Below are 14,804 nucleotides of genomic sequence, written 5' to 3'. Positions count from 1 at the left end.
CCTGCATGATCGTGAACGGCACACTGCCGACCAGAGAAGCTCGCTAAGTCGCAGCTTTTAGAGCGCGAAGCTTGTCCCGCAGCCGCACCCGCTGGTGGCGTTCGGATTGCGGATCTGGAAGCTCGCGCCGATGATCTCGTCGACGAAATCGATCTCGCACCCCTTCATGTATTCCAGGGATACCTCGTCAACCAGAACGGTCACGCCGTCGCGCTCGATCGCGAGGTCGTCCGTCTGCCGGTCGGTAGCCACCCCGAATTCGTATCGAAACCCGGAGCATCCGCCTCCCTCGACGCTGACGCGGAGCATCGCACCCCTCGGTTCCCCGCTCAGGATCTCCTGGATACGCCGCGCGGCGTTCTCGGTGACGGTGACGGGCGGGAGGGCGGCTTCAGCCTGTGACATGCGTTGCACTCTGATTGGGACAGCTACGGCCCTTATGTGCGATGCGTCATCGGCATCCGCAAGCCAGAGGCCTTGGCCTACTGGCAGCCGCGTACCGCAATGCCACAGAGGCGTCTAGATGATCGATCCGGCTTACCTGACCCGGCCTCGGGCGCCTTACGCAGTGGATCCCGCGTCCACGCGCGGCCGGCTGGTTCCGGAGCCCGCCAGCCCCACGCGCACCGAGTTTCAGCGGGATCGGGATCGCATCCTCCACTCCTCGGCCTTTCGGCGGCTGAAGCACAAGACGCAGGTGTTCGTCTATCACGAGGGCGACCACTATCGGACGCGCCTGACGCACACGCTGGAAGTCTCCCAGATCGCCCGCTCCATAGCCCGGGCACTTGGGCTCGACGAGGACCTAGCGGAGACTTTGGCCCTCGCGCACGATCTCGGCCACACGCCCTTCGGCCACGCCGGCGAGCGGGCGCTGCATGCCTGCATGCACGGCGAGGGCGGGTTCGATCACAATGCGCAGACGCTGCGCATCGTCACGCGCCTGGAGCGGCGCTACGCCGCCTTCGACGGATTGAACCTGACCTGGGAGACGCTGGAAGGGCTGGTGAAGCACAACGGTCCCCTGACCGACGGGAACGGACGCCCTCTTGGGCCCGATCCGCTGCCGGTTGCCATCACGGTCTACGCGGAAGAGCAGGATCTGGAGCTATGGAGCCACGCCTCGGCCGAGGCACAGGCGGCGGCGCTGGCGGACGACATTGCCTATGATGCCCACGATATAGATGACGGTTTGCGAGCAGGATTGTTCGGCCTCGATGATCTGCGGGAGGTCCCTTTCCTGGCCGACCTCCTGAACGACATCCATCGTCTCTGGCCGGGCCTCGATGCGTCCCGCGCCATCCACGAACTGACTCGGCGGGTGATCACGCGGTTCGTGGAAGATGCGATCAGCGAGGGATCGCGCCGTATCGTGGCCCTCGAGCCCCGCGGCGCAGGCGATATCAGGGCCGCACGGGAAGCGGTGATCTCCTTCTCACCCGGCCTCCAGCAGGCGGACCTCGACATCAAGCGCTTCCTGTTTGCGCGCATGTACCGGCACCCGCGCGTTGAGCATGTGATGGCGGACGCCCAGCAAATCGTTCGGGACCTTCACGCCCATTACCTGGCCAGGCCTTCGGACATGCCGGAAGAGTGGCGCATGGAAGGCGCGAACAGCAGCCGCGCCATCGCAGATTTCATCGCCGGCATGACGGACCGATACGCCATCCAGGAGCATCGTCGGTTGTTTGACGCGACGCCTGATCTGCGTTAGGCGGCGCGGACCCCCTTTTCCCATGTCCGGTTCGCGCCATGACGGTGGAGCCGCCTTGGGTCCGATCCGTCCCCGGTGAAGCGCGCGCTCGGGATGAGGATGGTGCCGTCCATGAACCTGTTTACCGACTTCTCCGACCGGGTACGCAACGCCGTTTATGCAGCGACGTCCATGTCGCTGGATGTCTCGAAGGTCGTGGTCGAGCCGACGCGCGATCCGGCCCATGGCGATCTGGCAACGAATGCTGCCCTGGTGCTGGCCAAGGAATTCGGGAGCAAGCCGCGCGACCTTGCTGAGCTCATCGTGGGGCGGCTGCGGGAGGATCCCGACATCGCGGAGCTGGAAATCGCAGGGCCCGGCTTCATCAATATGCGTCTGGGTCCAAATGTTTGGCCGACTTTGCTCGAGCGGGTTCTCGAAGCCGGCGACCGCTACGGATCGGCCATCCGGCGCGCGGGTGGTCCGGTCAATGTCGAATATGTCTCGGCCAATCCGACCGGGCCCATGCATGTAGGCCACTGTCGGGGCGCGGTGTTTGGCGACGCACTGTGCAACCTGCTGGCATTCGCAGGGTTCGACGTGACGCGCGAGTACTACGTCAACGATGCGGGTGCGCAGGTCGATGTGCTCGCCCGCTCGGCCTTCCTGCGTTACCGCGAGGCGCTTGGGCAGGAGATCGGCACGATCCCCGAAGGTCTCTATCCCGGCGACTACCTGAAGCCGGTGGGGCAGGCTCTGGCAGATCTCCACGGAGACGCGCTGCTGAACATGCCGGAAGCGGAGTGGCTGCCCCTGGTCCGCGCGGCCGCCATCGATTCCATGCTGGCGATGATCCGGGATGACCTGGAAGCCCTGAACATCCGTCATGACGTGTTCTTCTCGGAACGTTCGCTGACGGTGCCGGAAGACAAGGTCTCCCTGACACTTGCCGATCTTCGGGACAAGAACCTCGTCTACGAAGGCCGCCTGCCGCCTCCGAAGGGGCAGCTTCCCGAGGATTGGGAAGATCGCGAGCAGACCCTGTTCCGAACCGTGGGCTTCGGCGACGACGTGGACCGCCCGCTCGTCAAGTCCGACGGAACCTTCACCTATTTCGCCTCCGATGTCGCCTATATGCGGGACAAGCTGGAGCGGGGCTTCAGCGAATTGATCTTCGTCCTCGGCGCGGACCACGGCGGCTACGTGAAGCGGCTCGAAGCCGTCGGCGCCGGCTTGTCCGCGGGGCTTGCGCATGTCGATGTGAAGCTTGTCCAGCTCGTGCGGCTGTTCCGTGCAGGCGAGCCCGTGCGCATGTCGAAGCGTTCCGGTGACTTCGTGACCCTGCGGGATGTTGTCGACGAGGTGGGCCGCGACGCCGTCCGATTCATGATGCTGTTCCGCAAGAACGATGCGGTGCTGGACTTCGACTTCGCCAAGGTTGTCGAGCAGTCGCGTGAGAACCCGGTGTTCTACGTCCAGTACGCCCACGCCCGGGCGCGCTCCGTTTTGCGCAACGCGGCGGAGGCGGGCTTTAGTGCAGAAACGGCCGATCTATCGCGCCTGAGCGACGCCGGCGAGATAGGCCTCATCCGACGCATCGCCGAATTCCCGCGCATGATCGAAGCGGCGGCTTTAACGCATGAACCGCACCGGATCGCGTTCTATCTTCATGATCTTGCCTCCGACTTCCACAGCCACTGGAACCGCGGCAATGATGCGACGCATTTACGGTTCATTATCCCTGATGATTCAAGGTTGACGAACGCCCGACTGGCGCTCGTCCTTGCATTCGCTTCGGTGCTTTCGACCGGACTGGGTTTGCTGGGGGTGGCGGCGCCGGAAGAAATGCGCTGAAGCACTGGAGAAGCGGGGCGGTAATCGCCACATTCTCCCCGTGTTTCATCCTTAGCAGAACTTGCTCTGGGGAACGATATGAACGACCAGCGCCGTTACGGTTCTGACTACGACAACCTGCGAAACCTTCGCGAGGGGCAGCGGCCCGCGAACGGGGGCGCGGATCCGCTCGCGGAACTGGAGCGCCTAGTATCCGAAGGCGAAGCGCGCATCGGCCGGCAGTCGGCTCGCCCGGTTCGGCAGGATCCGCGAATCCACTATGAGGATGAACCGGCTCTCGCCGGGCATCACGGCCACGACCATGTGGTCGCCGAGGCCGAGTACTTCGGTCGCAACGATCCTCGTGGCTACCAGCAGGGTGAGGAGTTCGACTTCCCACAGGATGAAGCCTACGCGCAGCATGCGGGCTACTATGGCGAAGCGGATGACTACCATCAGCAAGCGTACGAGCAGCCGGCGCCAAAACGCCGGAGCGGGACCTTCACCGTCATGACCGTGATCGGCCTGGCTGTGCTCGGAGGCGCCGGTGCCGTGGCCTACAGCATGTTGGACGGGGGCGATGCCGGGTCCGGTGACGGCAATCCGCCGCTCATCGAGGCCAGCCGAGATCCGGCGAAGACCACGCCCGAATCCGGCGGCAACGAAGTACCTCACCAGAACAAGCAGATCTATGATCGCGTCGGCTCCGCGCCGGCGGGTTCGGCCAAAATCGTGGGTGGAGCCGAGGAGCCGGGCGAGCGTCCCGTCGGCACATATCCCGATACCCCACAGACGCCGCTGCCGGGCGAGAACGGCGGTCCTGAACCGCTGCCCTTGGACAATGCGGCTCCGACAGTGCCGGGAGCGCGGAAAGTCCGCACCATCGCGATTCGTCCGGATGGCTCCTTCGCCGAGCCCCTTTCGGGAGCTCCAGCCGAGTCCGCCAGGCCGGCGGAACCCACGGGGCCGATCGTCGGCACGGGCGAGGTGGATCGGGGCATGTCCATGGAGCGTGGGCCGGAGTTCGGCATCATGACCAGCGAGGGGGCGGCCGACGCGGCTTCTCCGAACGGCTTGGCGCTTGTGCCCATGCCGATGGCGCGCCCGGGCGGTCTCCAGGCGCAAGCAGCGCCGGTGAACACCCTGCCGGCGCAGGTTTCCACGCCCGCACCGGCTGCAGCACCTGCAGTATCTGCGGCACCGGCAGCCGCTGCTCCTTCGGCGGTTCGCGCGCCCGCGAACCAGACCATCAACAAGAAGCGTGAGTTGCGGCCGCCGCCGATCCCGGCCGGCCAGCAGCGGCCTGCGGGGCAGCGCAGTTCCCTGTCTTCGCCGGCCACCACAGCCTCCATCGCGCCGGCCTCGTTGGGGGGAGCAGGCTTCAGCGTGCAACTCACGGCGCAGAGCTCCGAGGCGCTTGCGCAGTCGGAGTTCTCGAACATGCAGCGGCGTTATCCCTCGCTCCTGAGCGGACGCCAGCCGAGCATCGTGCCTGTTTCGATACCCGACCGCGGCACCTTTTACCGCGTGCGGGTGAACACAGGGACGCAGGCGGAAGCCTCGAACCTGTGCTCAAGCCTGAAGGCCGCCGGAGCGGACTGCCTGGTTCAGCGCAATACGTGACGTCCGACTGTTCGTCGCCAGCGCCAGTTTAGGATCCCGGGCAAAGCCATGACACCACGCGCATTCATCTGCGGCCTCGAAGGCACAGAACTCTCCGACGCAGAGCGCAGCTTCATCGACCATGCGGAGCCATGGGGCATCATCCTGTTCGCCCGCAACATTCGCGACGCGGAACAGGTACGGGCCTTGGTCGGGGAGGTGCGGGCGCTTCTTGGCCGTGGCAACATGCCCGTCCTGGTCGATCAGGAGGGTGGGCGTGTGCAGCGCATCCGCCCGCCGCTCGCGGAGCGCCATCCGCCACCATCCGCCTATTCCAGCCTTTACCGCAAGGACGCGCAATCGGGGCTGGATGCGGCCCGCATGGGCGCCCGCCTGATCGCGCATGAGTTGCTCGCCTTGAGCTGTAATTGCGACTGCCTTCCGCTCCTGGACCTGCAATTCGAGGGTGCTCACCAGATCATCGGCGACCGTTCCTACGGTGCCGATCCCGCCGATGTGGCCGCGATGGGACGCGCGGTGTGCGAGGGCCTGCTGGCCGGCAATGTCCTGCCCGTGGTTAAGCACATTCCCGGCCATGGACGCGCGCTTGCCGACAGCCATCTGGAACTGCCGCGTGTGGACACGCCGGTTGCGCAACTCCAGCAGACCGATTTCCTGCCGTTCCGCAGCCTTGCCGACATGCCACTCGCGATGACGGCGCACGTGCTCTACACCGCGATCGATCCGGACCGTCCCGCCACGCTTTCGCCCGCAGTCATCGGCGAGGTCGTGCGTGGCTTTATCGGCTTCTCCGGCGCGCTGATGAGCGACGATCTCTCGATGAAGGCGCTGTCCGGCGGCATGACGGAGCGGACAGAGCAGGCGTTCGCAGCCGGCTGCGATCTTGCGCTTCATTGCAACGGCGATCTCGATGAGATGCGCGCCGTGGCCGCGTCCTCCCCGAGGCTCGACGGCGAGGCCTTGAACCGCTGCGATGCAGCTCTGGCCTGTCTCGGTGGTCCACAGGCTTTTGATGTGGAGGAGGCCCGCGCGCTCGTCCGAAGTCTATTGCCCGCCGCCATTGCGTGATTGACTGTGGCGGACATTGGAGAAGTCCGGTCCGTCATGAAGGTCGATCAGGGGGGCTTTGAGGAAGAGGCCCCGTTCCCGGCTGACCGGGAGGATGCCTTTCTGGTCAGCCTCGATGCCTTCGAGGGGCCGCTGGATCTGCTTCTCGATCTGGCCCGGCGGGAAAAGGTGGACCTCGGGCGCATCTCGATAGCCAACCTGGCGACGCAGTACCTCCGTTTCGTCGAAGAGGCGACACGGCTCCGTCTGGAACTCGCTGCGGACTATCTGGTCATGGCCGCGTGGCTGACCTACCTGAAATCCCGCCTGCTGCTGCCGGACGCACCCAAGGACGATGGTCCATCCGGGGAAGAGATGGCTGCCGCGCTTGCCCACCGGCTTCGGAGGCTGGAAGCCATGAGGCGAATGGCAGACGAGCTTTCGGGCCGCAATCAGCTTGGGCGCGATACCTTCCCTCGTGGCGCCCCCGAGGGCGTGCGCATGCTGCGCAAGACGGCTTGGGATGCATCCCTCTTCGATCTGCTCAGCGCCTACGCTCAACAACGGTCGACCAGCACCCTCAGTCAGGTCGTGATCCGTCGCCAGCCGGCGTGGCCGCTCGCCGATGCACGGGCTGCTCTCGAACGTCTGCTGGGGGATCTCGCCGAATGGACGCCGCTCGAGAGCCTCATCCTGCAACATCTTGCACCCTTGCAATCGCAGCGCTCCGTTCTGGCCTCGGCCTTCAGCGCAAGCCTTGAACTGGCCAGGGAAGGCAGCGTCGCGCTGCGGCAGGAGAAGCCCTTCGCGCCGCTCTTGCTGCGAGCCGGAAAGGCGCGGCAGGAATGACCCGGACACCGAAGATCCTGCGCGATGCGACCGCCTTCGATGCGGTGGATTTCGAGCATGTCCGCATCGCCGAGGCGCTGTTGTTCGCGGCAGAGGAGCCGCTGGATGATGCCTCGCTTGCCGCGCGATTGCCTGAGGGCGCGGATGTCGATGGCATTCTCCTGGCCTTGCGCCAGCACTACGCCGTGCGCGGCATCAACCTGGTGTCCAATGGCGGGCGGCATGCCTTTCGCACGGCAGCGGACCTCGCCGTGTTGCTGCGCCGCGAGGCCGTGGAGGCGCGGAAACTCTCGCGTGCTGCCTTGGAGACGCTGGCGATCATCGCCTACCACCAGCCGGCCACAAGAGCGGAAATCGAGGCAATCCGTGGCGTCTCCGTCGCCAAGGGCACCATGGAGGTGCTTCTGGAAACCGGGTGGATCCGGCTCCGGGGGCGCCGCAGGACCCCGGGTCGGCCCGTGACGTTCGGCACCACGCCGGACTTTCTTGACCACTTCGGGCTGAATGCGATCGGCGATCTTCCGGGCATGGAGGAACTAAAGGCCGCCGGACTGCTCGACTCGCGCCTGCCCGCCGGGCTCGACATCCCCATGCCCGCGGACGATGGCGCGCTGCGAGAGGATGAGGAGCCGCTGGAGGAACCGGATCTGGACATACTCACGCTGCTCGACTCTGCGGCTCCGAACGGTGAAGGCGCGCCTTAGCGTTTCAGCGGCAGGCGCACGATGAGGTGATTGCCGTAGACGGGGACGACCCGCGACGCTTGTCTTTGTGGGCCGCGAAACTTAGGTTCGGCATAGAAAAGGGCGGGCGCAGGTGTGCCTGCCGAGCGTGGATGCGAGGATCCCTGTCATGAGTCTCACGCATTGGCTGGTCGTGGCCGTTCTTGTGCTGCTGCTGTTCGGCCGTGGAAAGATCTCCGACCTCATGGGCGATGTTGCCAAGGGCATCAAGAGCTTCAAAAAGGGCATGGCTGACGACGACGAGACCACCACCACAGCTACCACCATGCCACCGGCTCCGGTGCCGCCGGCAGTTCCGACCCGCACCATCGAGCATCAGCCGGTGACCGGCGAACCCCAGCCCGTGGTCAAGCGCGCCGAAGTTAATTCGTGAAGCGCGCCGGCTCCTCGGGGCCGGGCTGAGGCACAGAAAAGATGTTCGACATCGGCTGGTCGGAGATGCTTCTGGTCGCGGTTATCGCGATCGTGGTCATCGGCCCGAAGGATCTCCCTGCTGCCTTGCGGCAAGCGGGAAAGTGGATGGGTGCCGTGCGCCGCATGGCTTCGGATTTCCAGGGCCATGTCAACGAGGCCATGAAGGAAGCGGATCTCGACGAACTTCGTAAGGAACTGACGGACCTCAAGAAGACGGCGAGCGGATTCACCAATCCCGTGCATACGATCCGGGACGAGGTGCGGACGGCCATTCAGGGCCAACCCGCCGGGTCGACGACCGCTCCGGCAATTCCCGAGACATCCGTCGCCAGCCTGGCGCCAACTCTTGCCTCCTCGGATGCAAGCGGCGCGGTGACCGGCGGCGCGGCCGAGATCCCGCCGATGAAGTCGGAAGCGGGTACGCCGCGTCCTGCGGACCTCCTCGAACCGACAAGCGGAGCTGGCCCGCACTTCCCGCCTGAAGCAGAGATCTCGGCGCCGGCAAGAAAACCGCGAAAACCCCGAGCGAAGAAGGCGGTCGCCTCCGCTGAAGGCGCCGGGCAGACAGGGGCAGAGCAGTGAGCGCACCGGAATCGGACGAGGTCGAATCCTCGCGTGCGCCCTTGATGGATCACCTGATCGAGCTGCGCTCGCGCCTGATCAGGGCCCTGATCGCCATTGGTCTCGCCTTCGTGGTCTGCTTTGCCTTCGCCGACACGATCTTCAACGTCCTGCTGTGGCCTTACGAATTTGCTGCGGGGTCCGATGCGGTCCTGCAGCTTATCTACACAGCGCCCCAGGAATTCCTGCTCACCCAGATCAAGCTCGCGCTCTTCGGCGCCGTGTTCATCGCGTTCCCGGTCATCGCCATCCAGGTCTACAAGTTCGTGGCGCCGGGGCTTTACCGGCATGAGCGGGCAGCATTCACGCCTTATCTGATCGCGACTCCAATTCTTTTCCTGCTCGGCGCATGCTTCGTCTATTTCGCGGCCATGCCGCTGGCCATGCGCTTCTTTCTCGGTATGCAGCAAAGCGGCGGGGCGGGTGAGGCGTCGATCCAGTTGCTCGCCCGCACGAGCGAGTATCTCTCGCTTATCATGACGTTGATCCTGGCTTTTGGGATCTGCTTCCAGTTGCCTGTGATACTTACGCTTTTGGCACGCGCCGGAGTGATTGACGCGGCTTGGCTCAGGAGCAAGCGCCGCTATGCCATCGTAGCGGTCTTCGCGGTTGCGGCGGTGCTTACGCCGCCCGACGTCATCAGCCAGATCGCCCTTGCCGTGCCTACCTTGCTGCTCTACGAAGCCTCAATCTTCGTGGTGCAGATGCTGGAAAAGAAGCGTGCTTCGCAGGACGCATCGCCGGCCTGACCGCGCCAATCATTCCTGGCGGTTTTCGCAATGCATGACATCCGGTGGATCCGCGACAATTCGGACGCCTTCGCCGAGCGCCTGATGGCGCGGGGCATCCCGCAGGCGGATGTCGATGAGACCCTCCGTCATCTGCTGAAGACGGACGAAGCGCGCCGGGGCGTTATCAGCGAGTTGCAGCTTCTTCAGGAGAGGCGGAACGCGGCCTCCAAGGAGGTCGGCAAGGCGAAGGCCGCCCGCGATGAAAGCCGCGCCGCAGGCCTGATCGAGGAAGTAGCCAGCCTCAAGGCAGGGCTTGCCAGCGGTGAGGAAAAGCAGCGCGCCCTCGACATCGCGCTCGAAGCCGCACTCGCTGAGATCCCGAATCTCCCGGGAATGGATGTTCCGGTCGGTGCCGACGAGCACGACAATGTGGAGTTCAGCCGCTGCGGAGAGCAGCCCAGCCTTGGCTTCACACCACGCCAGCACTTCGATCTCGGTGAGGGTGCGGGGGGCATGGATTTCGAAACCGCATCGCGTCTGTCCGGTGCGCGCTTCGTGGTTCTGAAAGGCGGCATCGCTCGGCTTGAGCGTGCGCTCGGTCAGTTCATGCTCGATCTTCACACGGAGGAGCATGGCTATGTCGAAGTACAGCCGCCGCTCCTCGTTCGTGACGAGGTGATGTTCGGGACCGCGCAGTTGCCGAAGTTCCGGGATGACCAGTTTCGTGCGGGCAGTCTGGCTGAAGGCGGGTCCGAGGCGGGCGACGTCATACAGGACGGCCGATGGCTGATCCCGACTGCCGAAGTCCCGCTGACCAACCTCGTGCGCGAAAGCATCCTCTCGGAGGAGGAATTGCCGTTGCGCTTCACCGCGCTGACGCCGTGCTTCCGCGCGGAAGCGGGCGCCGCAGGCCGCGACACACGGGGCCTGATCCGTCAGCACCAGTTCAACAAGGTCGAACTTGTTTCGATCACCACGCCTGAACAGTCGTCGGACGAGCATGCGCGCATGCTCTCGGCTGCCGAGGACGTTCTGAAGGCGCTGGAACTGCACTACCGGGTAATGACGCTGTGCACCGGGGATATGGGTTTCTCGTCACAGAAGACCTGGGACATCGAGGTTTGGCTGCCGGGGCAGGGCACGTTCCGCGAAATCTCGTCCTGCTCGGTGTGCGGAGACTTCCAGGCCCGCCGCATGAACGCGCGCTACCGCCCGGCGGGCGACAAGGGCACACGCTTCGTGCACACCCTGAACGGCTCCGGCGTGGCGGTCGGCCGCGCGCTGGTGGCCGTGCTCGAGAACTACCAGAACGAGGACGGCTCCATCACGGTGCCCGCAGTGCTGCGGCCCTATATGCGGGGCGTCGAGCGCATCGAACCCGCGGCTTGATGATCTCTGGAACCGAGGCGAGACGACCATGCGCATCCTGATCACCAATGATGACGGGATCAACTCGCCGGGGCTCGATGCCCTGGTCAGGATCGCAGCCGAAATCTCCGATGATGTCTGGATCGTCGCGCCTGAATACGATCAATCCGGCGTGGCCCATTCCCTGTCGCTGAACGATCCGCTGCGGCTCCGTCCAATCGGCGAGAGGCGCTTTGCGGTGAAGGGCACGCCCACGGACTGCGTTATCCTTGGTGCTCGTCATGTGCTCGACGACAAAGCTCCGGATCTGCTGCTCTCCGGGGTAAACCGCGGACACAATCTCGGAGAGGACGTAACCTATTCGGGGACGGTTGCCGGGGCCATCGAAGGCGCGTTGCTGGGCATCCCGGCCATCGCCATGTCGCAGGCCTATCCGCCGGGTTTTCGCGAGAAGGTCAGCTATGCCACGGCGGAAGCTCATGGAGCTTCGGTCATCCGGAAGGTTCTGGAGGCCGGTCTGCCGGCGGGTGGACTGGTGAACGTCAACTTCCCGAACTGCGCTCCCGAAGAGGTTGAGGGCATCCGCGCCACCCGCCAGGGGCAGAGGCCGCAATGGCAGGCCCAGGTGGAGCGGCGTCTGGATGGCCGTCACAATCCTTATTTCTGGATCGTCTACGGCCACGAGATCGGCGATCCCGGCGCGGAGACAGACCTGCGCGCCGTCGCAGACCGATGCATTTCCGTGACGCCGCTCAAGATCGACATGACCGACGCCAGCATGTTGGATCGTCTGTCAGGAGCGTTCGCGCGGCACGAGGGCTGATGCATGAGTGACGGCGCCCCCGTAGCCGACGATGACGAGCAGCGGCACCGCGCAGAACTGGTGCTGCGCATGCGGCAGAGCGGCATCAACGATGCGCGGGTGGTCCGCGCCATGGAGATGGTGCCGCGGCGTCTCTTCGTGCCGCCGCACCTTGCGGATCAGGCCTATGCCGACCGCGCCTTGCCGGTCGCTTGTGGGCAGACGATCAGCCAGCCTTACGTGGTCGCCTACATGACCCAGCATCTACAGGTCGGCGACCGCCACAAGGTCCTCGAAATCGGCACCGGCACCGGCTACCAGACGGCGATTCTCGCCGGCCTTGCCCGGCGGGTTTATTCAGTCGATCGCTACCGCACGCTGGTCGCGGCCGCGGAAGGACGTCTCGCCTCGCTCCGAATTTCGAACGTGACGCTCCTGACGGCGGATGGCTATCTTGGCTGGCCTAGCCAGGCGCCCTTCGACCGCATCCTCGTCACCGCGGCGGCTGAGGATGTTCCCCCCGCTTTGTGCGACCAGCTGGCCGACGGCGGCATCCTGATCGCGCCGGTCGGGCCGATCCGCGAGCAAAAGCTGATCCGTCTCCGCAAGACGGCTACCGGATTTGAGAGGGACGCTCTGCTCCCAGTTCGATTCGTGCCCCTGGTGCCGGGAAAAGCCGTCGCTCTCTGATTGCGTTCGCAAGGATTTCAAAGGGACGTGTCATTGGCAGACGCAAGACGATTGCGGTGCCCACCTTCAGCCCCAGAGGTCTTTGAACAGGCGACGCTCGTCCCCATATCTCAATCGCGTCGAACGGATTATCATGGCTCCGTTCACGGTCGGCCTTGAACCGACAAGAGGACGAGGACCCCGGATGCCCATTCCAATCATGCGGCTCACTGATCGAGCAGCAAAGCGCGTCAACGACATCATGTCACGCTCAGAGACACCCTTGGCCGGCCTCAGGGTCGGCATAAAGAAGGGCGGCTGTGCGGGCATGGAGTACACGATGGAGTATGCCGCCGAGGCGGCACCGTTTGACGAGGTGATCGAGGACAAGGGCGTCCGAGTCCTCATCGATCCCAAGGCGGTGCTGTTTCTGCTCGGCACCGAGATGGACTACGTGACCGAGAAGATGTCGTCGCGGTTCGTCTTCAACAATCCCAACCAGACATCGGCCTGTGGATGTGGTGAGTCGGTGGAAATCATCGCCGCCAAGCCCGAGACGATGGCCCACGCGGGCTGATCTTCACCGCTGCTCGAAAGAGGCTCCTCATAAAGCCGCGCTGAAGCGCGGCTTTTCGCATGACGCTCACACCGTGATGCTGATGCGCGCAGGCGAGCTTCAGTTCGGCGCGTGCCGACCGGGCGCGAGACCTCGTCCGTGCTCTCAAGGACGCCTGATCGTCAGGAAGATTTGATCTTTACGGGGCGCAGCAGGAACTGCGGCACGTGATCGCCAAGTCCGCGCACCGGCGGCCCATCATCGCGATCCCCGCCATGACGGGGCGCCTTGTCCCGCCTGCGGTCGCCATGAGCCGCGTGCCGCTCCTGCTGAGCGGGCCGGTCGGTTCTGGTTTCGGCCGGAGCACGTTCCGCTCGAGCCTCGGCCGGAACCCGTTCGGCGCGAACCTCTTCACGCGGCGGACGCTTCTCCTGGTCCGAATCCGGCTTGCGGGCAGGGCGGTCTTCCGTCTTCCGGCCCTCGCGCCTGCCGTCCGTCTTCTTTCCTGGGGCCCGCTCGCCGCCTGACTTCCGGCCGCGCCCGGCGCCGCGTCCGCGCGTCTCGCCTTCTGCGTTCTCGGAAAGCGGCTCGCCTGTCCAGGTGATGCTCTGGCCCGTGCTCTTCTCGATCGCTTCGAGGTAGCGACGGTCTGAAGGTGCCACGAGCGTGATCGCCGTACCGGTCAGGCCCGCACGCCCTGTACGGCCGATGCGGTGGACGTAATCTTCCGCATGGATTGGAACGTCATAATTGAAGACGTGGCTGACAGCCGGGATGTCCAGCCCGCGTGCAGCGACATCGCTGGCCACCAGGAGCTCGGCCTCGCCCGTCTTGAATTGATCGAGCGCCTGCATGCGGGCGCGCTGGTCCATGTCGCCGTGCAGCGCCACCGCCTTGAAGCCGTGCTTCTGAAGAGAGCGGTGCAGAACAGAGATGTCGCGTTTGCGATTGCAGAAGACGATGGCGTTCTTGAACAAATCTTCCGCACGAATGCTGCGACGAAGGGCGTCGCGCTTCTCGGCCGCATCGGATCCGGTCGATATGAGCCTCTGCGTGATGTTCGTCGATGTCGTCGAGGGCTTCGAAACCTCGATCTTCACCGGATCGCGCAGGAACTGGTCGACCAGCCGCTTGATCTCGTTCGGCATCGTTGCCGAGAAGAACAAGGTCTGTCTCTTCGGCGGGATCAGCTTGCAGATGCGCTCGATGTCCGGGATGAAACCCATGTCGAGCATGCGATCGGCTTCGTCGATCACCAGGACCTCGATGCCCGTCATCAGCAGGCGGCCGCGCTCGAAATGGTCGAGCAGGCGCCCCGGCGTGGCAATCAGCACATCGACGCCGCGCGTCAGCTTCGCGTCCTGATCCCCGAAGGAAAGGCCGCCGATCAGGAGTGCGACGGAGAGCTTGTGGTTGGTGCCGTAGCGATTGAAGCTTTCCTCGACCTGCGCCGCCAGTTCGCGCGTGGGTTCAAGGATCAGCGTCCGAGGCATGCGAGCCCGGGCCCGGCCCTTTTCCAGCAGCGTCAGCATGGGAAGCGTAAAGGATGCGGTCTTGCCGGTGCCGGTCTGGGCGATGCCAAGCACATCCTTCCCGGCCAGAACCTCAGGAATAGCCTGCGCCTGGATCGGGGTCGGTTCGGTGTAGCCGGTCGCGGTAACGGCCGCGAGGACCTTGGGGCTTAGCCCGAGTGTTTCAAAGCTCATAGAAAGATGTTCTCGGCGCAACGCTGGAGAAAGACGGCGGTCCATTGCGTCACCGGCTGGGCGCAACATAGGCGGCGCTCCGTGCGTGTCAAGCGAAGGGCGCGTTGCCGCCGATGTGTTGCCGCGCTTCAGACAAGATTACGCGGCAG

Annotated in this window: 15 protein-coding genes; 13 read left to right on the top strand and 2 right to left on the bottom strand. The window is 64.7% G+C overall.

The features are described 5' to 3' along the window. Nucleotides 1–57: 57 nt before the first annotated feature. A complete protein-coding gene (erpA, locus tag SCD90_RS16225) occupies nt 58–405 on the bottom strand; it encodes an iron-sulfur cluster insertion protein ErpA (protein ID WP_319845760.1) in 348 nt (115 codons plus the stop codon). A gap of 118 nt (nt 406–523) precedes the next feature. Here erpA and SCD90_RS16220 point away from each other — a divergent pair, with 118 nt between their 5' ends. The 13 genes from SCD90_RS16220 to SCD90_RS16160 all read left to right on the top strand — a co-directional run bounded on the left by SCD90_RS16220 (nt 524) and on the right by SCD90_RS16160 (nt 12,970). Further along, entirely contained in the window at nt 524–1,714 is a 1,191-nt protein-coding gene (locus SCD90_RS16220) for a deoxyguanosinetriphosphate triphosphohydrolase (RefSeq protein WP_319845759.1), read from the top strand. A 111-nt stretch (nt 1,715–1,825) separates the two neighbouring features. Continuing rightward, the gene (argS, locus tag SCD90_RS16215) at nt 1,826–3,547 is read left to right on the top strand and encodes an arginine--tRNA ligase (protein ID WP_319845758.1); all 1,722 of its coding nucleotides are present in this window, start codon (nt 1,826–1,828) and stop codon (nt 3,545–3,547) included. 78 nt (nt 3,548–3,625) lie between these two features. After that, nucleotides 3,626–5,149 (top strand): SPOR domain-containing protein, encoded by a 1,524-nt coding sequence (locus SCD90_RS16210; RefSeq protein ID WP_319845757.1) that lies wholly within the window; start codon nt 3,626–3,628, stop codon nt 5,147–5,149. Between the two features lie 48 nt (nt 5,150–5,197). Continuing rightward, nucleotides 5,198–6,217 (top strand): beta-N-acetylhexosaminidase, encoded by a 1,020-nt coding sequence (gene nagZ, locus SCD90_RS16205; protein WP_319845756.1) that lies wholly within the window; start codon nt 5,198–5,200, stop codon nt 6,215–6,217. Nucleotides 6,218–6,253: 36 nt separating this feature from the next. Then, complete coding sequence (locus SCD90_RS16200) at nt 6,254–7,045, top strand: segregation and condensation protein A (RefSeq protein WP_319845755.1); 792 nt, start codon at nt 6,254–6,256, stop codon at nt 7,043–7,045. Further along, on the top strand, nt 7,042–7,749 hold the full coding sequence (scpB, locus tag SCD90_RS16195) for an SMC-Scp complex subunit ScpB (RefSeq protein ID WP_319845754.1): 708 nt from the start codon (nt 7,042–7,044) through the stop codon (nt 7,747–7,749). Before SCD90_RS16200 ends, scpB begins: the two co-directional genes overlap by 4 nt. A gap of 139 nt (nt 7,750–7,888) precedes the next feature. Further along, the gene (locus SCD90_RS16190; RefSeq protein ID WP_319845778.1) at nt 7,889–8,161 is read left to right on the top strand and encodes a twin-arginine translocase TatA/TatE family subunit; all 273 of its coding nucleotides are present in this window, start codon (nt 7,889–7,891) and stop codon (nt 8,159–8,161) included. Between the two features lie 41 nt (nt 8,162–8,202). Beyond that, nucleotides 8,203–8,784 carry a Sec-independent protein translocase protein TatB gene (gene tatB / locus SCD90_RS16185; protein WP_319845753.1) on the top strand — a complete coding sequence of 194 codons (582 nt, stop codon included), beginning with the start codon at nt 8,203–8,205 and terminating at the stop codon, nt 8,782–8,784. A 44-nt stretch (nt 8,785–8,828) separates the two neighbouring features. Further along, on the top strand, nt 8,829–9,572 hold the full coding sequence (gene tatC / locus SCD90_RS16180) for a twin-arginine translocase subunit TatC (protein WP_319845777.1): 744 nt from the start codon (nt 8,829–8,831) through the stop codon (nt 9,570–9,572). 30 nt (nt 9,573–9,602) lie between these two features. Next, complete coding sequence (gene serS, locus SCD90_RS16175) at nt 9,603–10,943, top strand: serine--tRNA ligase (protein ID WP_319845752.1); 1,341 nt, start codon at nt 9,603–9,605, stop codon at nt 10,941–10,943. A 28-nt stretch (nt 10,944–10,971) separates the two neighbouring features. Then, on the top strand, nt 10,972–11,745 hold the full coding sequence (gene surE, locus SCD90_RS16170; protein ID WP_319845751.1) for a 5'/3'-nucleotidase SurE: 774 nt from the start codon (nt 10,972–10,974) through the stop codon (nt 11,743–11,745). Between the two features lie 3 nt (nt 11,746–11,748). Next, nucleotides 11,749–12,414, top strand: a complete 666-nt coding sequence (locus tag SCD90_RS16165; protein ID WP_319845750.1) for a protein-L-isoaspartate(D-aspartate) O-methyltransferase — start codon at nt 11,749–11,751, stop codon at nt 12,412–12,414. Nucleotides 12,415–12,598: 184 nt separating this feature from the next. Then, a complete protein-coding gene (locus SCD90_RS16160; protein WP_319845749.1) occupies nt 12,599–12,970 on the top strand; it encodes a HesB/IscA family protein in 372 nt (123 codons plus the stop codon). A gap of 161 nt (nt 12,971–13,131) precedes the next feature. Here the strand turns inward: SCD90_RS16160 and SCD90_RS16155 are convergent, their stop codons facing one another. Beyond that, complete coding sequence (locus SCD90_RS16155) at nt 13,132–14,655, bottom strand: DEAD/DEAH box helicase (RefSeq protein WP_319845748.1); 1,524 nt, start codon at nt 14,653–14,655, stop codon at nt 13,132–13,134. Nucleotides 14,656–14,804: the final 149 nt, after the last annotated feature.

The organism is Terrihabitans rhizophilus (assembly GCF_033898525.1).
GTDB classification, from domain to species: domain Bacteria; phylum Pseudomonadota; class Alphaproteobacteria; order Rhizobiales; family Methylopilaceae; genus Flaviflagellibacter; species Flaviflagellibacter rhizophilus.
The sequence above is the reverse complement of the archived record's forward strand: the minus strand, read 5'-3'. Positions and strand labels throughout refer to the sequence as shown.